A 21,591-nucleotide genomic window follows, 5' to 3' on the forward strand; every position below is an offset into this window, starting at 1 on the left:
CAACCACTTACTGACGAGGTACACTAGATAATTGTCTGACGATATTATGAGCTATGAATTGATCCAAATTTTTGAATTGTTCTGTTTTCTGTAATAGTCAGATCCTATTCGATTCGTGTTAACAGGCCCTAGTATGATGAAACGCTGTAGCTCTTTTACCAGTATATTACTTCTTCTGATCATGGTTGCCTGTACCACCAGTCCCACTGGGCGCAAGCAGTTGATGATCATCAGTGAAGAGAGTGCGATCAACTCTTCGAAAGCGGCCTATATTGAGATGCTAAAACCCTATGAAGAGGAGGGTAGACTTGATAGTGATCCACAACTCAAAGCCAGGGTGTCGCGTATCACTGGGCGTCTCATCGCTCAGGCAGTGGAGATGCGTCCAGAGACTAAGGAATGGGCATGGAGCATGAAGATACTGGATGATCCGGAGATGGTAAATGCCTGGGCGATGGCTGGGGGTAAGATGGCGCTCTACACCGGGCTGGTTGAGCAGGTAAAGCCAACTGATGATGAGTTGGCTCAGGTATTGGCTCATGAAATATCCCATGCCTTGGCCAAACACTCTGCTGAGAAGATGTCTGTCGCCATGGCCAGTCAGTTGGGGATGGTTGCGGTAGCTGCATCGACTGACAACCGGGCAGTGCTTGCCGGCTCTATGATGGCGGCAAAATTGGCAATCGACTTGCCGAATAGCCGCACAGCTGAGGAGGAGGCAGATAGAATCGGTATTGAGTTGGCTGCCAAGGCTGGATACGATCCAAGAGCGGCGGCCACGCTATGGAAAAAGATGGGCGAAGTGTCTGCTAGCCGGGTACCGCAATTTCTCAGTACACATCCCAGCCCGTCCAATCGCGCCGAGACACTCGGCAAGCTAGCGGATAAGATGATGCCCTATTTCGAGGCGCCCGGTGAGCGCCCCAGCTTCAATTTTTGAAAATTACCAATATCCATATATCAGGACTCAAAATGGCCACAGGCACGCTCTACATCCTCTCTGCACCATCCGGGGCAGGTAAAACAAGTCTGTTGAAAGTGCTGCGTGAGCAGGATGGCAAATTGCATGTCTCTGTCTCCCATACCACCCGACCGATGAGGCCAGGAGAAGAGAACGGCAGGGACTACCACTTTGTCGACAAGGAGACGTTCCTGCAGATGGTTTCATCCGACGCTTTTTTAGAACATGCAGAGGTATTCGGTAACTACTACGGAACCTCTGAGGCTGAGGTCAGGGGGCAGCTGGATGGGGGTAGGGATACGGTGCTGGAGATCGATTGGCAGGGGGCGCGTCAGGTGAGGGCGCGTTTTCCTGAGGCGGTGTCGATCTTTATTCTGCCACCCAGCCCTGAGGCACTGCATGAACGCCTGAGTGCCCGGGGACAGGATAGTGAGGAGGTCATCCAGGGACGCATGCAGCAGGCTGTGAGTGAAATGTCCCATTACGATGAGTTCGACTATTTAGTGATTAATGATGAATTCGATACAGCTCTGGGAGAGCTCAGGGCCATTGTTAATGCTGATCGGCTACGACTGACATACCAATCAGATCGCCACGCGGAACAGATCAAGGCATTGCTACAGATCTAGTGTGGTGCGTCATATAAACCCTGTATTTAGAAAGCCGCTCAAGTCGTGAGTACAAGGCGCAGCCCGCAGGTAATGGTTGTTCCCTTACCAAGGGGTGCAACGCCGTAATCGCGGCTTGAGTGGCTTCCCGCAGGGCGAGGCAGGTGATTTAAACGCAAACTGAGATAGGCCTTGTCGAAATATAGGGTTTATATGACGCACCACATTAGTGTACCTCCGCCGGGTTAGGGCACTATCTTGCCATCAAATGTCCCACTTCAGATGTGGGTATCTTCGTAATGTTTACCTATAAAGTACTTTCCTTGATATCTATCGCACTACTTATTGATGCTCGATATGATTCATATGGGTGCAACACTGGCCAATTAGGATTGGATCTCAATCCTACAAGCTATAATATAGCGACCCTTAATTTGAACTGCGGATTGATGATCCGAGATTCCGCAGTCGATCGCTGATATCTGATGTAAGGTAATGATATGCCACTTCAAATAGTGAAGTTTATGTTCCCCCATTGGGTGAACTCATTAACGCTACATGTCCATGTTCGACTACGGATTCTGGGATAATGGCCGGAAAACTCTATATCAAAACCTTCGGTTGCCAGATGAACGAGTACGATTCGTCACGTATGGCGGATGGTTTGCGCGTGGCCGCAGGTCTGGAGTTGACCAATGACCCTGAGCAGGCGGATGTGCTGCTTCTCAATACCTGTTCTATTCGGGAAAAGGCTCAGGAGAAGGTCTTCTCCCAGTTGGGGCGGTGGCGACCCTGGAAAGAGCGTAATCCCGCCCTGGTCATAGGTGTGGGTGGTTGCGTGGCCAGTCAAGAGGGTGAGGCCATTCGGCAGCGAGCCCCCTATGTGGATCTGGTTTTTGGTCCTCAGACCTTGCATCGGTTGCCTGAAATGGTGAAACAGGTTCGTCTTCAGCGACAACCGATGGTCGATGTCAGTTTTCCAGAGATCGAAAAGTTCGATCGACTGCCTGATCCCCGGGCAGAAGGCCCAACGGCATACGTTTCTATCATGGAAGGATGCTCAAAATATTGCACATACTGTGTAGTGCCATTCACTAGAGGTGAAGAGATCAGCCGCCCATTCGATGATGTCATCGCTGAGGTGGCAGGTTTGGTGGAGCAGGGGGTTCGCGAGATCCATCTGCTGGGTCAGAATGTGAACGCCTATCGGGGAGAGATGGACGATGGAGAGCACGCTGATCTTGCCCTGTTGATCGAGTTCGTAGCGGCAATCGATGGTGTTGAGCGGATTCGTTTCACCACATCCCATCCCGTTGAATTCTCTGATCGACTGATAGAGGTCTATGCTCAGGTTCCGGAATTGGTGAGTTTTCTGCATCTTCCAGTGCAGTCCGGTTCAGACCGTGTATTGGCGATGATGAAGCGGGGGCATATGGTGCTTGAATATAAAGCGAAAATAGCCCGTTTACGCAAAGCGCGCCCTGAAATCACCATCTCTTCAGACTTTATTGTCGGATTCCCCGGTGAGACTGAAGCGGATTTTGAGCAGACCCTTCAGCTTATCGAAGAGGTCGGTTTTGATCACTCCTACAGTTTCATCTATAGTCGCCGTCCCGGTACACCGGCTTCAGATCTGCCCGATGATGTACCGCTGGAAGTCAAACAGAAACGTCTGGAGCGGCTGCAGCAGTTAATCAACACCCAGGCGCAAAGCATCAGTCGCCAGATGGTGGGAACTACCCAGCGCATCTTGGTAGAGCGACCAGCGAAAAAGAATCCGGCACAACTGGCGGGTCGTACCGAAAATAACCGGGTGGTTAATTTTGATGGACCAGCCGAACTCATTGGACAGTTTGTCGAAGTCCGAATCACCGAGGCACTGCCAAATTCGCTGCGAGGCGAATGGTCAGGCCGGCTTAAGGAAAGTGCAGTTGGCTGAACATCCTCAATCTCTCGATCTGGCTCTGGAGCCAGCGGACAATTCAAGACTTGCCAATGTCTGCGGTCAGTTGGATGAACACCTGCGCCTAATAGAGCGGCGTTTGGGTATTGAAATCAACAATCGGGGTAACCATTTCCGTCTGATTGGAGAGGGAAATGCCATTCAAGCCGGAGAGCAGGTGTTGCAGGATCTCTATCGCGTCTCTGTGAATGAGGTGCTGGAACCGAAGCGGGTGCATCTGTTTTTACAGGAAGCAGGCGTGGATGAATTACTTGACCAGGATAAGCTGGCTGATCTGCCCGAAACAGTTATCAAAACCCGCCGTGGATTGGTGCGTCCCCGGGGTGGGAATCAGAAAGAGTATCTGCATAAGGTGCTCACTCACGATATAAACTTCGGTGTTGGGCCTGCTGGAACGGGTAAGACCTATCTGGCGGTAGCCAGTGCAGTGGATGCCCTGGAACGTGACCAGGTGAGACGTATCCTGCTGGTGCGGCCTGCGGTAGAGGCCGGTGAGCGACTCGGATTTCTGCCTGGCGATCTGGCACAGAAGATCGATCCCTATCTGCGTCCGCTCTACGATGCGTTGTATGAGATGTTGGGCTTTGAGAAGGTCGCCAAGCTGGTGGAGCGGAATATCATTGAGATTGCGCCACTGGCCTACATGCGCGGTCGTACCCTTAATGAATCCTTTGTCATTCTTGATGAGGCGCAAAACACAACACCCGAACAGATGAAGATGTTTCTGACCCGGATTGGTTTCGGTTCAACTGCAGTAATCACAGGGGATGTGACTCAAATCGACCTGCCCAGGGGGCAACAGTCCGGATTGCGTCAGGTTACGGAAGTACTGGCCAATGTCGAAGGTATCAGTTTTACTTTCTTCAATGCTCGCGATGTGGTTCGCCATCCTGTGGTACAAAGGGTGGTTCGTGCCTATGATGACTTCGAGCTGAGGTCCTGACCGCCAACATGAGTCGCTTGATGCTGGAGATTCAAAGGGTTGCTGAGCGATCTCAGGGTCTGCCCCAAGATGAACAACTGCTTGCCTGGGCTGAAGCTGCACTCGAGACCGGTGAGAATGAGGTGGAAATGGTCATCCGTTTGGTGGATGAGCCAGAGAGCCAGCAGTTGAATCGGGACTATCGAGGCAAGGACAAGCCGACCAATGTACTCTCCTTTCCATTTGATGCCCCTGAAGTGGTTACAACGCCTTTAATCGGTGATCTGGTGGTTTGTGCACCAGTGGTCGCTCGGGAGGCGCAACAGCAGCACAAGACCCTGGAGGCCCATTGGGCACATATGGTGATTCATGGTGTGTTGCATCTGCAGGGATATGATCACCAGACCGATGAGGAGGCAGAGATGATGGAGGATAGAGAGCGTGAAATCCTTCAAACCCTACAGTTTTCAGACCCCTACATTAACGAGAAGCAATGAACAGCGAAGATCGATTAAGTAGCGGTTCCTCCAAACGCTGGCTGGAACGAATCAGTCGAATGTTTGGTAGTGAACCGCAAGACAAGGAGCAGATCTACAGCCTATTGAAGGAGGCCAACGAGAGGGAGTTGTTTGACAATGACGCCCTGAGCATGATGGAGGGTGCGATGCTGGTTTCCGAGCGGCGAGCGCGGGACATCATGAACCCCCGTTCCAAGCTGGAGGTGGTGCGTGCTGGAGATAGTCTGGATGAGGTCTTAAAGGTCGCCATAGAGTCAGCTCATTCCCGACTGCCGGTAATCGGAGAGGATGTGGATGAGGTTCTGGGGCTGCTTTTATCAAAGGATCTGTTGCCGTTCTTTCAAAAGGAGCAGCGAGATGAATTTGATCTGCTTGAGGTTATGCGTGAAGCACTCTTTGTTCCGGAGGCGATGCGCCTGAACCAACTGTTAAAGAACTTGAAATTGAGCCGTAACCATATGGCCATTGTTGTTGATGAATATGGTTCAACAGCGGGTATCGTGACTCTGGAGGATCTGCTTGAGCAGATCGTTGGCGAAATAGAGGATGAACACGATACACCTGAAGACGAACCGCAAGCGTAAGCAGTTCATCAGCTCAATTTTATGAAGCAGTGCTACAGCGGCGTTTTGATGCCTTGCCGCAGGCAGGCACACTTCGGCTGAAGACAACATACTTAGTCGCCGGGTTAATAGTAAGCTTGAAAAAAGTAAGTAACCCAACTGTCGGCTAGAGGATGGAAGGTATACCCACAGTGCAATTGCTATTACGCGCCCCACGGTTAACGGCCTTTATCTCAGGTGGACTTGCCACGCTGGCATTTGCCCCTTTCAATCTCTGGTTGATGGCGGTTTTAAGCCCGCTTCTGCTCTTCCTTATCTGGCACCATGGCAGAGGCGCTAGCTTCCAAACGGGTTTTGCCTATGGTGTGGGGCTGTTAGGGAGCGGTGTCTCCTGGCTGTATGTCAGTGTCGCCCAGTTTGGAGACCTGGGGTGGCTCTTTCCTTTGCTGCTTACCCTGGGGTTTATCCTCTTTGTATCCCTATACTACGGTTTGCTGGGATGGGTTGCCTCTTACTTTGAATCAGTTGCCGTTACACCAAAACTGCTGTTGATCTATCCCTCCCTATGGGTCTTGATGGAGTGGCTCAGAGGTTGGTTTTTAACCGGCTTTCCCTGGCTGCAGTTAGGTTATTCTCAGGTTGATTCACCACTTGCAGGATATGCGCCTCTGCTTGGCGTATTGGGTGTAACCTGGGCTGTTACGCTCACTGCAGGGTTATTGTCTCACCTCTTGGATGTTCAGGGTCGCAGGATCTGGTTGCTGTCAGGTCTGGTGGTGATCTGGCTCGGAGGTTGGTCGACGAGCCAGATAGAGTGGAGTAGCCAAAACGGTAAACCTGTCACAGTTGCTTTGATACAAGGCAACATACCTCAAGCGCAAAAATGGGCGCCTGAGCAATTGGCTCCCAGCTTGGTCTTGTATGCCAATCTTTCACGGGATAATCTCGATAAAGATCTGGTGATCTGGCCGGAAACGGCTGTCTCTGCCTTTCAGTATCAAGTTGAAGCGGCGTTTATTCAGCCACTTGAAAAACGGGTCCGGGATCATGATTCAAACCTGGTGTTCGGTGTGGTGCAGATGGATTCCTCTCGGGAACACTACTACAACGCCCTGGTGGCTCTGGGTAATGAGGAGAGGGGTAACTATTACAAGGGACACCTGGTGCCATTTACTGAGTATCTGCCACTGAAATCGATACTCTGGCCTCTGGTTGAGTTGTTTACAATTCCGATGTCTGATTTCTCCGCTCGCATCGAAGAGAAACCATTGATGAAGGTGGGTAATCACGCCGTTGGTATGTCGATCTGTTATGAAGATGCCTTTGGAAATGAGATGATTAAGGCATTACCTGAGGCGGCTTACCTGATCAATGTGAGTAATGATGCCTGGTTTGGCGACTCCCTGGCTCCCCATCAACATCTGCAGATTGCCCGTATGCGAGCCCTTGAAACGAGTCGCTATCTGTTACGCGCCACGAATACTGGAATCTCGGCAATCATTGGGCCTCTTGGCGAGCTTCAGGGGCGATCGGCGCTACAACAGCAGGATGTGTTGCACGGAGAGATTCTGCCGTTGAGTGGCATGACCCCTTATGCCTGGACTGGAAATCTGACGGTTCTGATGATGCTGCTAGTGACCTTGATTCTGAGCATTGCGCTAACCCAAAAACGGTTGCGTGGCTAGACGCGTTATTCAACAACGATGATTTGAGAGATGGCGTGGGCCAGGTTCAAAAGCCGTTTTGATTATGTTTGAATGGACGTGGAACGAAGATTGGCTGGGCAGATGACCCGTCACAAAATTCAGTACAACCTTAATGTTACCCATGAAAAAACGAGTGTTGATTACAGGCGCCTCATCCGGTTTTGGTGAGGCTTGTGCCCGCCGCTTCTCTGAAGCAGGTGACGATCTTGTGTTGTGTGCCCGCAGAGAGGATCGGCTGCATGCACTCAGAGAGTCCCTCTCAGGAGCAGGGCAGGTTGATGTCGAGACTTTGGATGTTACCGACCGTCAAGCGGTGGATGGTTTTCTAAAGCGGCTGCCAGAACCCAGTCGTGAGATCGATGTGTTGATCAACAATGCAGGTTTGGCCCTTGGTCTTGAGCCGGCTCATCGAGCTGATCTTGAGGATTGGGAGACTATGGTAGACACCAATATCAAGGGTTTGATGCGTATCACCCGGTTGATTCTGCCTGGTATGGTTCAACGTAAACGTGGGCACATTGTCAATATCGGTTCAGTTGCAGCTAACTGGCCCTATCCCGGTGGTAATGCCTATGGTGCTACCAAAGCATTCGTGCAGCAGTTCTCCAGAGGCTTGAAAGCAGACCTGATTGGCACGCCATTGAGGGTTACCAATATCGAGCCGGGGCTGGCTGAGACTGAATTTTCACTGGTCAGAATGAAAGGGGATAGTGACAAGGCAGCAGATGTTTATAAGGACACCCAACCCTTGACGGCAGATGATATTGCCGAAATCGTCTATTGGGTGACATCCTTACCGCCACACATCAATATCAATGCTCTGGAAGTGATGCCCGTATGTCAGTCGTGGAGCCCTTTTGCGATTGACCGAACCCTGGGTAAGCTTCTTTGAAGGCACTGCTCAATGCTGCCATAGAACTCTGCCTGCTCAAACGTGGCCCGCAGGATCTACCGCTATCCATACATCTGTTGTGGCTTACTATCCTGTTGAATATGTTTGTCAGCGTATTGATGCTGACGGATGGCCAGTCGGGGCTTGGCCGTGCCATTTGGCAAACCCTGTTTGAGTTGGCGCTGATGCTGGGCATGCTCTATACAGCACTGCGTATGAGAGGGTTGTCGCAACGATTTATTCAAGCAGTTACGGCTCTTATGTTGAGCGGTTTTCTGTTAGGTATGTTGGTGCTGCCATTGATCGCTTGGGGAAAGCAGAGTCAATCGGTGGAATCAGGTCTGTTGTTTTTGATTGTGTTTTCCTGGGGCATCGTCGTGTTTGGCCATATATTACGGCACACTTTCGATTTTTCTTTGAATGTAGGTATTGCTGCGGCACTGCTTTACACCATGATCGCAGGTAGTCTGATAGCGATCTTTTTTCCGGTACTTGATTGATGCATCTACATATCCTTGGAATATGCGGCACATTTATGGGGGGCATTGCCCTGCTGGCAAGAGCATTGGGTCACAAAGTGAGTGGTTCGGATGCCAATGTCTATCCTCCCATGAGTACGCAACTGGAGCAGGCTGGGATAGATCTGATGCAGGGTTTTAAACCTGAACACCTTGATCCTGCTCCCGATGTTGTTGTGGTAGGAAATGCCATGTCCAGGGGGAATTCTGCGGTGGAGTATATGCTCAATCAGGGGCTCTCCTACACCTCTGGTCCGCAGTGGCTGGCTGAACATGTTCTACCTGAGCGATGGGTGCTGGCCGTTGCCGGAACACATGGGAAAACCAGTACAGCCAGTCTATTGGCCTGGATTCTTGAGGATGCGGGACTCAATCCTGGGTATCTGATTGGTGGTGTACCGGAGAATTTTGGGGTATCCGCCCGCTTGGGTGACTCGCCATTTTTTGTGGTTGAGGCAGATGAATACGATACTGCTTTCTTTGATAAACGCTCGAAATTTGTACACTACCGCCCCCGTACCCTGGTGTTGAACAACCTCGAATTCGATCATGCTGACATCTTTGATGATCTGGCGATGATCCAGAGACAGTTTCACCATCTGCTACGTACAGTCCCTTCACAGGGGTTGATCGTGGCGCCGCAAAACGATGAAAATCTCAGCCAGGTGATCGATATGGGTCTCTGGACACCGATGGAGTATTTCGATCCCATAGGGGAAACAGATTGGTATGCTGCTGATGCCTCAGTGGATGGTCAAAAATTTGATGTAATCTGTGGTGGGCAATCCCAGGGGCGTGTCGAATGGGACCTGGTTGGGCAGCATAATGTTGCCAATGCACTGGCTGCTATCGCGGCAGCTCGACATGCCGGGGTTCCCCCTGGCGTTGCCATTTCCGCCTTGTCACGATTTAAGAATGTTAAGCGCCGTATGGAGCTGCGGGGAGAGGTCGCGGGCGTCCGTGTCTACGACGACTTTGCTCACCACCCCACTGCAATTGAAACTACCCTGAATGGTCTACGCAGTCAGGTTGGAGATGCACGTATCGTCGCCATGCTTGAGCCTCGCTCCAATACCATGAAGCAGGATATTCATACCCGGCGCCTGGCAGGTGCCCTGGAGGCGGCTGACAGAGTGATGCTATTTGCACCCAGTGATCTGGAGTGGGATGCGGAGTCCGTTATGGCGCCACTGGGTTCCCGTGCTGAGGTGTTTCGCGATACCCAGGGGATGATCGACAGATCAGTGGATATTGTTCAGCCAGGAGATCATATCCTGATTATGAGTAATGGCGGATTTGAGGGGATACATCAAAGATTGCTGGATGCTTTACAATGTCGGGTATGACTAATAAAACAAAAGCGATCGCTGTGGCCATTACCGGAGCATCGGGAAGCGCCTATGCATTGCGCCTGATCGAATCTCTTGTCCAGGCAGATCAGAAATTGTATGTGATGTTCAGTCAGGCCGCTCAAGTGGTATTGAAGATGGAGTCTGGATTGGAGCTGCCATCTCAGCCAACCGAAGCGCAGAAGGTACTATGCCAGCGCTTCAATGCTGACCCGGAAAAGTTGCAGGTGTTTGGACGTCAGCAGTGGATGGCGCCAGTGGCCAGTGGATCCAATCCACCGAGGGCGATGGTCGTCTGTCCCTGTACTGTTGGTGCGCTATCAGCCATTGCCTGCGGAGCCAGCAATGATCTGATGGAGCGGGCTGCAGATGTGATCTTAAAAGAGCGTCGAAAGTTGATCCTGGTAGTTCGCGAGACCCCCTTTTCTGAAATTCACCTGGAGAATATGCTCAAGCTTAGCCGTATAGGGGCTGTGATCATGCCAGCAAACCCCGGCTTCTATAACAATCCGCAGGGAGTTGAGGATATTGTTGATTTCATGGTGTCCAGAATTCTGGATCAACTGGATGTTGAGAATAATCTCTCCCCAAGGTGGGGAGAGTGAAACACTACTTCCATCCGTAAGAAACAGTCGATGGCCTGCCACTAAATATCTTTTGATTAGAGGCTGCAGGAGTGGCTCAGTCAGGTGTAGCAGGTTCGGCGACCCGCGCGCGCCTTGATCAAGGGCACGCTTATAGCCCTGAACATGGCTATTAAGGTGCCGGATTAGTAACTATTGTGCCTTGAGATAGGCCGCTACTTTTTCCGCTTCCTGCTGACTGATGTTTGGGAAGGCTGGCATTATATGGCCGCCGTTAATGATCTTTTCAGAGATCTCTTCTGAGGAGTCATCGGTGCCTGCGAGTTTAAGTAAAAAGCCGAATTTGCCCTGTCCATTACTGCCATGACAGCTAGAGCAGGCATTGGCATATATATCCATACCATCCATGCCAGCTACTGGTTTAAAATCATTTGAGTCGCTACAGCCAGTAAGAGTCAAGGCGAGCAGAGTGATGCCGGTGATGTAGATCGTTTTTTTCATTCGAAGCCTCTAAATCTAAAAAATTGTCACAACCACGTCATGGTTTGGCTGCGCATCCATAAACGCACACTTCACGCTGCCCAACTGATCTTTTAGGTTTAAGCGGTCAAACAGCCGATGGCGCAGATAGTACGTTTTTTTTCTGGCTAAGGATAGGGTGGTTGTTGTATTGAACTGCAACGATTTTTTAAATAAGTGTGTCAGGTCATATTTTAGCTGGTCGTGATAATAAATATGATGACTGAGAGGGAATTATGCTGTGGGATGGGGGTATAAATCTAACAGTCTGTCGCTGCTTAAAATACAGTGCAGCGATTACGCCCCTTCTGCTTGGATTCATATAGAGCGCTGTCTACCCGCTTAAGCAGTGTGTCTATATTGTCACTTGATCTTACAACGCTGGCACCAAAGCTGGCAGTTACGTTGCCGACTTTCTCATGCTCTAGCTGTTCGATGGCAGAGCGTAGGGATTCTGTCAGAATTCTTAACTCTTTGGTGTCGATCAGTGGGGCTATTATCATGAACTCTTCACCGCCCCATCGAGCAAGAATATCTGATTTTCGGATTCTACCGGTCAATAGATCCACCGTATTCTTCAGCACCCGATCACCCATGTCATGGCCATACGTGTCATTGACCTGTTTAAAGTTATCCAGGTCGAACATTATCAAGCCAAATCGGTTGTTGGTCAGACTGGCCCATGCGATCTGGTTCTTTAGCTCCTCATCAAATTTCATACGATTGAAAATTTGTGTGAGTCTGTCGGTTTCAGCGATGTACTGGAGTTTTTTCTCCATCTCCACTGTCTCGGTTATATCGCGGTGAGACTCGATGATTTGAATTATATTCTCACCAGATTCATCAAAAATAGGAGTTGCGCGTACATCTACATGTATCACATTACCCTGGTGGTCAAAATGTTTGTGAACGACCGATACTGTTGTCTTCTTCTCTTTGATTTCTTTGATAGGGCAGGGGTCGAGCTGCCCCTTACAGGGTGAGGTGCGCTTGTGGGAGAGATGGTAGCATGTGGCATTCGAGGTGATTATTTGGCCATTGTTGTAAAGGTCGAGTGCTGATTGATTAATCAGTTGCAGTTCGAAGGTATTGATGTCAATTACCAAGGTTGGGTCGGGAATAGTATCGACCACTTTCTGGATATAGTCCCTTGATTGTGTGAGTTGCTGCTCTGCCTCTTTCAGCTGAGTGACATTGTGTATATGGACAAAATAATCAGTCAACCTGCCCTGGTTGTCACGAATAACATGGGTGGTTTCATCTACCCACTTGCGGTTATTTTTATTGTCGACAATCAGGTATGGCGAACGGTTGAATGTGATGGAGCGATTTCGTTCGGCCTCCAGTGTCTCTTGGGTATATTGCTCCAAATAGCCACTATCTATAATGCTGGAATAGGTGATTTTGCCCGATTTAAAATATTCCTTATCAAATCCCAGCAACTCTTCGATATTTGCCGAAACGAATGATATTGGCCAGCCAACTTCATTACGCAGTTTAGCAACTACGCCTGGGCCATTTAGGAAAAGCTCATGCTCATTGGTGATTTTTCGATTAAGAGCATCAATCTTCTGTTTGTCCGCGTTTCGTTTCTCTCTCTGCCAAAGTGCTATGCCAAGAGCTATTGCCAGCAGTAGATAGATAAAGATTATCAGAGGTATGGTGTTGGAGAGCTTACGCCAAAGTTTAGCCTGTAACAGTTCATTAGGTACATGCAATATCATTCTCAAGCAACCCTTACAGGCCTGTGTGGCTTGAAAAATACCCGAAGGGTCAATGGTATTGAATGTGTAGAGTCCCCATGGGTTGAACAACTGCCCTTGGTGGGTGCTCTGGATCTCTTGCCACGCTTGGTCGTGAGTTACGTTCATTCCTACCTGAGGACTGTCGGGAAACATGAATTCCCAGTCCTGGGCAGCATCTGGGCTAACCAGGCTATAGCCTTGCCAGTTGAGTAGCATGGCTTGTCCTGAAAAGCCCGCCGAAATTTGCCTGAAGTCGTTTAGTAACTCCTTGGCAAGATAGTTCAAAATTATTACCCCATCAGCCTTGCCGTCACTCATATTGATTCGGTTACCAAAGCGGATGGTTGGTTTCAAGGGTAACTCTATCTGTTTTCGCTCGATGTTGAGATCAAGTATTGAATTCCAAATTTCGTCAACTGGTGTATTAATGGCCTCTACAAAATAGTATCGGTGCTTTTTTGATTGAAGCTTGTCACTACTTACCGGAAAGGGGGTGCCACCATTATAGTTAATGCGGATAATCTCCTGTCCTTGGTTGTCGAGAAAGCGAATCTGGTCGTATCGACCTCTCTGATCTGCCAGGGAGATCCATAGTTGTTGCAATCTTTTAATGGCAGCGGGGTTCTTGGTAACACGATCTAGGCCATGTAATTTATACTGCTCTGCCAGCAGCCTCAGATCTGAGTGGATCTCTATAAATGCCATGCTCAGTTGATCACTCAACTGATTAATGAGAATGTTGGATTCAAGCTTCATCTCATTATTGACACTGTTTTCGGTCTGGGAATAGAGCACCCAGAATGCAAGACCTACCAATACTGTTGTCGGTATGAGAAAGAGAAGGTAGTAGCGTAAGAATCTGCCGATATTCATGATGCCAATTGTGGCGGGGGAGAGTCTGGTTGATCAGAAGTCAATTGATGTAGAACCACAACAGCACCGGTTACTTTTCCATTCTCTTTGATCGGGGTGCTGATATACTCAACTTCCACAGGATTACCGCTCTTGTTCCAAATAATCTCTTTCTCCCCCCGTTGAATCTCCCCACTTTTCAATACTCCTGTAATGGGGCAGTGAACTGGTGGTAAAGGTGAGCCATCTTCGGAGCTGTGATGCCATAGTTGATGGCTATCTTTGCCGATCATCTCTTCGATGGTATATCCCAATAGTGTGGCGGCGGCAGGATTGACAAAGGTATGCCTGGCTTGATCATCTAATCCGATAATGCCATCTCCTGCAATATTCAGAATCAACTCTTTCTGCTGTTGTGCCCGTTGGCCCTCTTCTTCAAGCTTCTTGTACTTATCGATATCGTCAATTACAGCAACTAAATAATCTACCTGTCCACTGATGTCCGGCTTGGTGGACAGAGAAAGCTGAATCCATTTTGTGTGGCCGTCGGCACAATTTATACGTACTCGCAGGGAAGTGCTGGCCAACTTGTTTTGGCGAAGTTGATCGATAGCTTTAATGCATGCGGGTAGATCATCGCTATAGAGAATCTCTTTGAGATTGATATCTCTCATCTGTTGTCTGGTCAGAGCAATAATGTCGCAGAGTTTTTGATTCATCCTTAAAAACTGGCCAGTTGGCATGATATGAGCTAACCCCACAGCAGCCTGTTCGAAAGTGGCAACCTGAGCCTCCCTGCTGATCTCTAAGGTCGTTTTATGCTCTGACAGGGAGCGCTTAAGCCGAATAACCCTCATGCTGAGAATCGCTATTGACAAGAGTATTAGAGAGAGAAGTAGATACCAGTACCAATATCTGGCTAAGGAATTGATCAGCTTTTCATGGGGTTTCTTGTCGTATGGAGGCAATGCCAACAGGCGTAGCAGGTCGTCAACAGTCTGGTAGTTTTCAGGAATTGTCCAGCCATAAATATTTGCGTCATTTGTAGCGCGATGTTCGGGGGGGAGACTTAATAGCGCAATAGAGACCTTTCGCGCAAGTTCCAAAGGCGTATGGGGAAGCAGTGCAAAAGGCCATTCAGGATAGAGGGGGGTGCTGATAGCATAGGGAAAATTATCATGCTGTTTTGCAGAAATGATACGAAAATTCTCGATATTTACCAGACCCTCCTGAGACATTCTCTCCAAGGTGTCTGTCCTGACTATACCAACCTCTGCTTCACGGTTTAGAATTGCGTTGACCACAGCATCGTGAGTGTTCAAGAATCTTAGAGTAGCAAAATCCCAGCGGTCAATGTCGTTGGATTGGAACTCCCTCTGAACCATTATCCAGCCACCTAATGAAGTGGGATGCACCGCTGCAATCCGTTGGTTTTTGAGATCCTCCAGACGTTTGATGTCGTCACGACTCTCGAGTGTGAATACTACACTGCCAAACTGGGATGTACGGTTCCCAGGCGAGAGTTCGTTGACCAGTGTGAGAATTCGTCTGGCGCCATACCTCACTGCAAGGTCAACATAAATCCCAGAATTGACAATAACGAAATCAACCAGCTTGTTTTTAACGATAACGGGAATGTCGTCGAATCCCATAGGCACAATTGTAAACTGGTATTCAGGTAAGGATTCAGAAAGATAAGCGGCGGTGGCATCCCAACGTTGATGACTTTTCTCATAACCCCTTTTTGCCAAAACGCCAATTCGTACCTCATTCGGCTCAGCCAAAAGGTCAGAGACGCAAAACAACAGACAGAATATTATGGTAAGTGACCTGATCATTTTGGGCTTATTTTTTAGTGGGGTAGGTAAGCGATTTCTCACCTGATTATATTACGTAAAACACTCAAAAGTAGCTATACGCTCTTATTCCTCCCCTGGATAGAGTTACTTTTAAATCGGCCGGATTGTCTGGAGCTTTAGCTCAGGCACTATCAGAGTTTTTTTCAGTGGTCTAATTTTTTTCTGCTGTTAGCAGTAAAACCGACGACTCTAAAGAGTGATTTATGATTTTTTCATTCGGTTCTAAATCTTCCAACAGTTGTTTAGTCGGGGTGGTGAAGTCTGATTCAGTGCGTGGAATAATCAATAAGCCGAGCGAATTCACTGGCCGTTGGGCCGATATATTGCCCAAGTATAGAGGATCACCTGGAGCTTCAATGGTAAACCGGGTTGCCCAGAGTCTCAGGACAATCCGCTTATTCAGTGACAGGTTTTTAACCAGTACCAGTTTTTCATGGCTGGCATTATGTACATGGGGTAATACAGGTAGGTCTGCTAAAGGGGTGCTCGGAGAGAGTAGTCGTAACACACTATCCCAGCTTACTATTTTGGCTGGCTCCCACCCCTTCGCGGAAAGCTGCTCTGCCAGCAGCTCTAAATCCCCGGAGTATTGAAGATTCAAAGGGTGATTGTCTGCACCTCGTAGATCATGGCGTGATGCTGGAATATCCTCTTGGCCTGACAACCAGCTAGCCTGCGAGAGTATCTGGGATTCGACTTGGACTTGATAGGGCAGTAGATTCTGCTTTAAATGCCACCCTTGAAAGAGTAAGCAAAGTGTCAGGATTGCCAGCCCAGTGGCAACAATTGCCGAAATACGGGACTCTGCTTCAACATGGTGATAGTAAGCGATTCCGAGTAGAGCCAGCCAGGCGATACCTAAGGTTAAACTGCCCAGTACATCTGTAACCCAGTGGACACCAAGATAGAGTCTTGACAGGGCAACGGCACCCACAATGGCGGTGGCAATGCTATATGGAAGCCAACGCCAGTCATGGCTCAGGATACGCGCCACCATTATGCTATAGAAACCATAGAGTGTGACACTACGCAGTACATGTGCACTAGGAAAAGACCAGAGCCCCAGCTGATCCGGTGATGTGGTGGGGCGAGGAATGCGTAAACCATACTTTAGCAGTAGTGGGGTCAGGAGGCCGAAAGCAACTGCAGCAAGCAGATAGTAGAAAGTGCGATAGTGTCCTCGTAAAAGCAAAACCGTTGCTGTTGCGCCTCCGAAAACCAGTGTGGTAGATAGATCGCCAAGGCTGGTTATTAAGTACATAGCCTGGTCACCCCAGGGTGTTCGCAGACTCTGTAGCGCGTTATGGATCATCTCGTTGGCTGACTTTGTCAGTGAGCCATCCAAAACAATTCCAGTGAGCAGAACAGATAATAACGTGGTGAGCAGCAGCAGGGTTGCCAGAAAAGCCAATCCTTTTGCTTCTGGGTGTTGCGGATCTGCCAAGGCGGAAGATATTGATCGAAATCCACGATGGAGCTGTCCCCATTCAAAGCTTTTCTGGATCATCGTCTTGGCGTGAGGCTGAAATAGTCGAAACAGGGTATGAACCAGTTTAAAAAGTCCCCAGGCCAGTATCAATAACATCAGCATCAGTATGACCAGCCTGAATGCAACCTCTGAGGCGAGCTCAAGAGAAGCTCCGAAGACGATACCGGGTAAAAGATAGATCGGGGCCCAGGCCAGGGCAGAGCTGAGATTAGCGATAAAAAAGCGCCAGGTGGACATCCCCAGCATCCCTGCCACCAAGGGAATAATGGCTCGTACCGGGCCGAAAAAGCGTCCAATGGCGACACTTTTTCCACCATATTTCTCAAAGAAATCGATTCCCCGGTAGAGGGTTTTAGGGTAGCGGTTGAAGGGCCAGATTTTTCGTAGCCCCTGCTGATAGTGCCTGCCAAGCCAGAAACTCAAGCCATCTCCGGCCACGGCGCCTGCTACAGCCCACCAGAACACAGGCCAAAATTCGAGGGTGCCGGTTGCAATCAGCGCACCGAAACCGAACATCGCTACCACCCCTGGAACCAAGAGGCCAAAAAGTGCAACAGATTCCGAAAAGGCCACTAGAAAAACTACAATGCCAGCCCACAGGGGGTTTTCGCCGATCCATATCAACAGAGGTGCAAAGAACTCACTCATCGGGGAATATCCGATGAGTGAGATACGATAGGTCTATTCTGCCTTTGTATGTTTATCACGCATCGCCTTGTACTCCTCATAGCTTTTCGCCTGTTCATCACATGCGCGGCTATCCAGTTGTTTAAGGCATTGTTGATGGCGTTGAAATTCCAATGCTTCATAGGTCGTCAGTTTTACACTGTCTGAACTGCATCCTGCCAGCTGAATAAAGGTTAACCCCAGCACAAACCGGGCGAGGAAGATCAATTTTTTAGTGCCACGAATGACTCACCTGCTGCATTGATAGTGACTTGGATATCCTCATCACTATGGGCATCAGAAACGAATCCTGCCTCGAAGGCAGAAGGTGCCAGATAGACCCCTCGATCCAGCATGGCGTGGTAGAAGGTCTTGAAGCGCTCCTGGTCACAGTTGGTGGCGCCCTGGAAATCTGTGACAGAACCCTGGTCAGTGAAAAACAATCCGAACATGCCCCCGACATGATTTTCAGCCAATGGGATTCCGGCGGATTGAGCTTGCGTCATAATGCCGTTAACCAGAGACTCGACCTTTTTTGAGAGACGTTGGTAAAATCCTGCTTCAGATATTAGCTCGAGAGTTTTTAATCCTGCTGTCATAGCAACGGGGTTACCAGATAGTGTGCCGGCCTGATAGACCGGTCCCAGAGGAGCGATCTTCTGCATAATATCGAGCCTGCCTCCAAATGCACCGACAGGCATACCGCCGCCAATCACCTTGCCCAGGGTGGTTAAATCGGGTTTGATGCCATAGTGTGCCTGAGCCCCGCCAAGGCCAACCCGAAACCCTGTCATTACCTCATCAAAGATCAATACGGTGCCATGCTGGTCACAAACTTCACGCAGGGTTTCAAGAAATCCGGGTTGGGGTGGAATGCAGTTCATATTCCCCGCAACAGGTTCAACGATGATCGCAGCGACCTGGTCACCAAATTGTGCAAAGGCATCTCGAACCTGCTGACTGTCGTTGTAGTTCAAGGTGACTGTGTGTTCCGCCAGGCTGGCTGGAACGCCGGGAGAGGAGGGTTCTCCCAGGGTTAACATACCAGAGCCAGCCTTCACCAGCAGCGAGTCAGAGTGGCCGTGATAGCAACCTTCGAATTTCACAATTTTATCGCGACCAGTGAAACCCCTTGCTAAGCGGATGGCTGACATGGTTGCCTCTGTTCCAGAGCTGACCATGCGTACCATCTCCATGCTGGGTACCAATTCACAGACCTTGTCAGCCATCTGCGTCTCCAACTCGGTGGGCGCGCCAAAGCTGAGTCCTTTGTTGAGAATTGAAGCAACGGCATCAATCACTTCGTGGTGAGAGTGGCCGACGATCATCGGTCCCCAGGAGCCGACATAATCGATATAGCGTCTACCCTCCGGGTCATAAATGTAGGGTCCGGCTGCACAGTCGATAAATATCGGATCGCCTCCAACACCCTTAAAAGCCCTTACAGGGGAGTTTACTCCACCAGGTATGTGCTGTTGTGCGTGACGAAAGAGTTCCTCGGAACGACTCATATGTTTTTCTCCTACGGCGTGAAAAGGGCGCTTAAACGATGGCTTGCCAAGTGGATATCCTGCTGTCCGAAGACGCCATGTATTACCGCCAGCATGTCGGCGCCTGCTGCTATCAGTGGGGCGCCATTTTCCGGCGTTATTCCACCAATGGCAACCAGCGGCTTTGTTATTTCTTGCTTGGCTCTGATCAACAGGTTCGGCTCGGCCTGTATAGCCTCAGGCTTGATTCGAGAAGGGAAGAAGCGACCAAAAGCGATATAATCAGCACCGTTGGCTTCAGCATCTCTTGCCAGATCCAGGCTGTTATAACAGGAGACGCCAATAATGGCATTTGGGCCCAGTATGTTACGTGCCTGCAGAAGTGAGGCGTCGTCTCTTCCAAGATGCACCCCATGGGCTTTCGTTTTTTTGGCCAGGTCGATGTCGTCATTGATGATCAGCAACGCCTCAAATCGGTGACACAGGGCAAGAATTCCAACTATCTCCTCCTCACAGCTTGATCTATCTTCTCGTTTATCCCTGTATTGAATGATGCGTGCACCACCACGCAGAGCTGATTCGACCTGCTCAACTATCTGCTCCGGAGGACAGAGCTTGTTATCTGTTATGGCGTAGAGCCCCCTTAAACCCTTAGTAACTGCTGTCATTGTGGCTCAGGTCTATTGTGGGAGTGATGCCATCGATTCGGTAGTGATTGGCATTTTCCGGTTCTGAATCCGGAGTTCAGACAATCCCAGCTGTAAGTCAGCGCTTTCTGCGTAGCGGCTTCAATCGAATCCCCAAGACCAATATGGGCAGCAAGCGCGGCAGCAAGGGTGCAGCCTGAGCCATGATACTCACCAGATAGACGAGGCCAGGTGGAGAGAACAGGTGCTTTTTTCCTTTGGTAAAGTCGATTGGTAACCAGTTCAGAGTCACTCAAATCGTGGGTTCCAGTGATCAGAACAGATTGAGCGCCCAACTGGAGCAGAGTTTCAGCATGCTGATCAATAGAAGCAGCATCACCACGCCCTGAGAGTCTGGCGGCCTCTTCAGTATTGGGGGTGATCAGATCGCATAGTGGCAGTAATCGCTGTTGGATTATGCTGAGTAGTGTCTGACTTGTCAGATCATTACCTCCCCCCGCAGCGAGTACCGGGTCGAAAACTATCGGGATTTTGGGGTGATTCTGAAGAACCTTGATAACGGCCTCAACGGCATGAGTGCTCCCCAATAAGCCTATTTTTATTGCCTCAACCCGGCAATCCTCGAGTACCGCCGAACATTGGGCGCTGAGTGTCTCCGCTGGAAGTGGTATCAACTGATCAACATTGCAGCTATCTTGCACCGTCACACAAGTGAGTGCCGTGGCAGCATGGCAGCCATTAGTACCAATGGACTCAATGTCTGCCTGTATTCCTGCTCCACCACCAGGATCATGTCCGCCGATGGCCAGAACCACCGGGCGATAATTGCTCTCTGTTTGCATCTGCTCATTGTATCCTTTTTTGAATCGGAGCAGGGATCAGGCTGTTGGTGTTGTCATTTGCTCCGCATGGCTGTAGATTTCGCCCTCGTTGTCCTATATCCCAGTGATTCTGAAACGGAATTGGCAGTTTTAATAGCAGGTAGCATATATATTTTATCAATCGATGTGCTGAGGGAGATTAAGGGTTTCTCCTAGGATTGATCAGGATCACTGCTAGAATCTGAGATGAGCGACTAATCAAGGTGCCGTACAGCTGTTTCTTTTGGGATAGGGAGAAGATCCCTGGGTACACACCAAGGAAGGACAACGAAAATAGCTGTGAGGAAGAGACTATGAGCCCAAACATTCAAAAACTTGAAACACTGGCTAGACGCTATTGCGAATTAGTCGAATCTTTACATAATGGCGACACCGAGTGGTTGCAAGAGGTCGCCAGTTTGTTGCCTCGTCTGCATGAGGCGGTCAGTGCTCTTAATCTGCCGACCCCTCGGAATACCCACTATACAGCGGCAGACCTGGATGCTCGATTTGAGCTCTACACCTTCATGCGGACACTGCTTGGTGAACGTGATGGATACTGGATGGAGTTCGATGTGGCCGGTGACGGGCAGAGTATGAGCGGCAGTCTGGCTGATGATCTGACAGATATATACTGCGAGCTCAAAAGTGGTCTGAAGATGCTTGATGGAGAGCCTGAACAGGCTGTTGAAGGTTGGCACAAAGGCTTTCATCTGCATTGGGGGCAGCATCTGCTGGATGCTGAGCGCCATCTTTTCGAGCTCAATGCTCGAGATCAACTTGCCATGTAGTCCTGCTGTTATTCCGTAAAAACCAACTTATATTCTAAGTTAATTGGCAAATAGCTTGAGTTTCTTGATAACATAACGGCCATCAAGAG

The 21,591-nt window shown here is 49.5% G+C and carries 20 protein-coding genes; 12 read left to right on the forward strand and 8 right to left on the reverse strand.

Going from position 1 to position 21,591, the window contains the following annotated elements; translation table 11 throughout:
- The first annotated feature begins 133 nt into the window (after positions 1-133).
- From AC4IFB_RS11440 to AC4IFB_RS11490, 11 genes are all read left to right on the forward strand, one after another.
- The gene (locus AC4IFB_RS11440) at positions 134-940 is read left to right on the forward strand and encodes a M48 family metallopeptidase (protein ID WP_490775761.1); all 807 of its coding nucleotides are present in this window, start codon (positions 134-136) and stop codon (positions 938-940) included.
- Positions 941-972: 32 nt separating this feature from the next.
- A complete protein-coding gene (gmk, locus tag AC4IFB_RS11445) occupies positions 973-1,590 on the forward strand; it encodes a guanylate kinase (protein WP_490780232.1) in 618 nt (205 codons plus the stop codon).
- Between the two features lie 568 nt (positions 1,591-2,158).
- On the forward strand, positions 2,159-3,508 hold the full coding sequence (gene miaB / locus AC4IFB_RS11450; RefSeq protein ID WP_490780233.1) for a tRNA (N6-isopentenyl adenosine(37)-C2)-methylthiotransferase MiaB: 1,350 nt from the start codon (positions 2,159-2,161) through the stop codon (positions 3,506-3,508).
- Positions 3,501-4,475, forward strand: coding sequence for a PhoH family protein (locus tag AC4IFB_RS11455; RefSeq protein ID WP_490777934.1), 975 nt, complete (start codon positions 3,501-3,503; stop codon positions 4,473-4,475). Before miaB ends, AC4IFB_RS11455 begins: the two co-directional genes overlap by 8 nt.
- 20 nt (positions 4,476-4,495) lie before the next feature.
- Entirely contained in the window at positions 4,496-4,951 is a 456-nt protein-coding gene (gene ybeY / locus AC4IFB_RS11460) for an rRNA maturation RNase YbeY (protein WP_490777935.1), read from the forward strand.
- A complete protein-coding gene (locus AC4IFB_RS11465) occupies positions 4,948-5,556 on the forward strand; it encodes a CBS domain-containing protein (protein WP_490777936.1) in 609 nt (202 codons plus the stop codon). The genes ybeY and AC4IFB_RS11465 overlap by 4 nt, the downstream gene beginning before the upstream one ends.
- A gap of 170 nt (positions 5,557-5,726) precedes the next feature.
- The gene (gene lnt / locus AC4IFB_RS11470; protein ID WP_490780234.1) at positions 5,727-7,220 is read left to right on the forward strand and encodes an apolipoprotein N-acyltransferase; all 1,494 of its coding nucleotides are present in this window, start codon (positions 5,727-5,729) and stop codon (positions 7,218-7,220) included.
- Positions 7,221-7,353: 133 nt separating this feature from the next.
- Positions 7,354-8,133, forward strand: coding sequence for an SDR family oxidoreductase (locus AC4IFB_RS11475; RefSeq protein ID WP_490777938.1), 780 nt, complete (start codon positions 7,354-7,356; stop codon positions 8,131-8,133).
- Positions 8,130-8,633: a hypothetical protein gene (locus AC4IFB_RS11480; RefSeq protein WP_490777939.1), complete on the forward strand. Its 504-nt coding sequence runs from the start codon at positions 8,130-8,132 to the stop codon at positions 8,631-8,633. The genes AC4IFB_RS11475 and AC4IFB_RS11480 overlap by 4 nt, the downstream gene beginning before the upstream one ends.
- Positions 8,633-9,997 (forward strand): UDP-N-acetylmuramate:L-alanyl-gamma-D-glutamyl-meso-diaminopimelate ligase, encoded by a 1,365-nt coding sequence (gene mpl / locus AC4IFB_RS11485; protein WP_490780235.1) that lies wholly within the window; start codon positions 8,633-8,635, stop codon positions 9,995-9,997. The genes AC4IFB_RS11480 and mpl overlap by 1 nt, the downstream gene beginning before the upstream one ends.
- A complete protein-coding gene (locus AC4IFB_RS11490) occupies positions 9,994-10,605 on the forward strand; it encodes a flavin prenyltransferase UbiX (RefSeq protein ID WP_490780257.1) in 612 nt (203 codons plus the stop codon). The genes mpl and AC4IFB_RS11490 overlap by 4 nt, the downstream gene beginning before the upstream one ends.
- A gap of 171 nt (positions 10,606-10,776) precedes the next feature.
- On the opposite strand, the gene AC4IFB_RS11495 is transcribed toward AC4IFB_RS11490, so the two are convergent.
- The 8 genes from AC4IFB_RS11495 to thiD all read right to left on the reverse strand — a co-directional run bounded on the left by AC4IFB_RS11495 (position 10,777) and on the right by thiD (position 20,693).
- Positions 10,777-11,085: a c-type cytochrome gene (locus tag AC4IFB_RS11495; RefSeq protein ID WP_490777941.1), complete on the reverse strand. Its 309-nt coding sequence runs from the start codon at positions 11,083-11,085 to the stop codon at positions 10,777-10,779.
- A 296-nt stretch (positions 11,086-11,381) separates the two neighbouring features.
- On the reverse strand, positions 11,382-13,721 hold the full coding sequence (locus AC4IFB_RS11500) for a sensor domain-containing diguanylate cyclase (protein WP_490780236.1): 2,340 nt from the start codon (positions 13,719-13,721) through the stop codon (positions 11,382-11,384).
- Positions 13,718-15,538 carry a PhnD/SsuA/transferrin family substrate-binding protein gene (locus AC4IFB_RS11505; protein ID WP_490780237.1) on the reverse strand — a complete coding sequence of 607 codons (1,821 nt, stop codon included), beginning with the start codon at positions 15,536-15,538 and terminating at the stop codon, positions 13,718-13,720. Before AC4IFB_RS11505 ends, AC4IFB_RS11500 begins: the two co-directional genes overlap by 4 nt.
- A gap of 172 nt (positions 15,539-15,710) precedes the next feature.
- Positions 15,711-17,696 carry a bifunctional DedA family/phosphatase PAP2 family protein gene (locus tag AC4IFB_RS11510; protein WP_490780238.1) on the reverse strand — a complete coding sequence of 662 codons (1,986 nt, stop codon included), beginning with the start codon at positions 17,694-17,696 and terminating at the stop codon, positions 15,711-15,713.
- A gap of 33 nt (positions 17,697-17,729) precedes the next feature.
- Positions 17,730-17,942, reverse strand: coding sequence for a hypothetical protein (locus tag AC4IFB_RS11515; RefSeq protein ID WP_490777945.1), 213 nt, complete (start codon positions 17,940-17,942; stop codon positions 17,730-17,732).
- On the reverse strand, positions 17,939-19,225 hold the full coding sequence (hemL, locus tag AC4IFB_RS11520; RefSeq protein ID WP_490777946.1) for a glutamate-1-semialdehyde 2,1-aminomutase: 1,287 nt from the start codon (positions 19,223-19,225) through the stop codon (positions 17,939-17,941). Before hemL ends, AC4IFB_RS11515 begins: the two co-directional genes overlap by 4 nt.
- 11 nt (positions 19,226-19,236) lie before the next feature.
- Positions 19,237-19,872, reverse strand: a complete 636-nt coding sequence (thiE, locus tag AC4IFB_RS11525; protein ID WP_490777947.1) for a thiamine phosphate synthase — start codon at positions 19,870-19,872, stop codon at positions 19,237-19,239.
- A complete protein-coding gene (gene thiD, locus AC4IFB_RS11530) occupies positions 19,869-20,693 on the reverse strand; it encodes a bifunctional hydroxymethylpyrimidine kinase/phosphomethylpyrimidine kinase (protein WP_490780239.1) in 825 nt (274 codons plus the stop codon). Before thiD ends, thiE begins: the two co-directional genes overlap by 4 nt.
- A 332-nt stretch (positions 20,694-21,025) precedes the next feature.
- On the opposite strand from thiD, the gene AC4IFB_RS11535 reads away from it, so the two are divergent.
- Positions 21,026-21,502 carry a DUF5063 domain-containing protein gene (locus AC4IFB_RS11535; protein ID WP_490777949.1) on the forward strand — a complete coding sequence of 159 codons (477 nt, stop codon included), beginning with the start codon at positions 21,026-21,028 and terminating at the stop codon, positions 21,500-21,502.
- The last annotated feature ends 89 nt before the right edge of the window (positions 21,503-21,591 follow it).

This window comes from Candidatus Thiodiazotropha sp. AKIB8 (assembly GCF_058244675.1).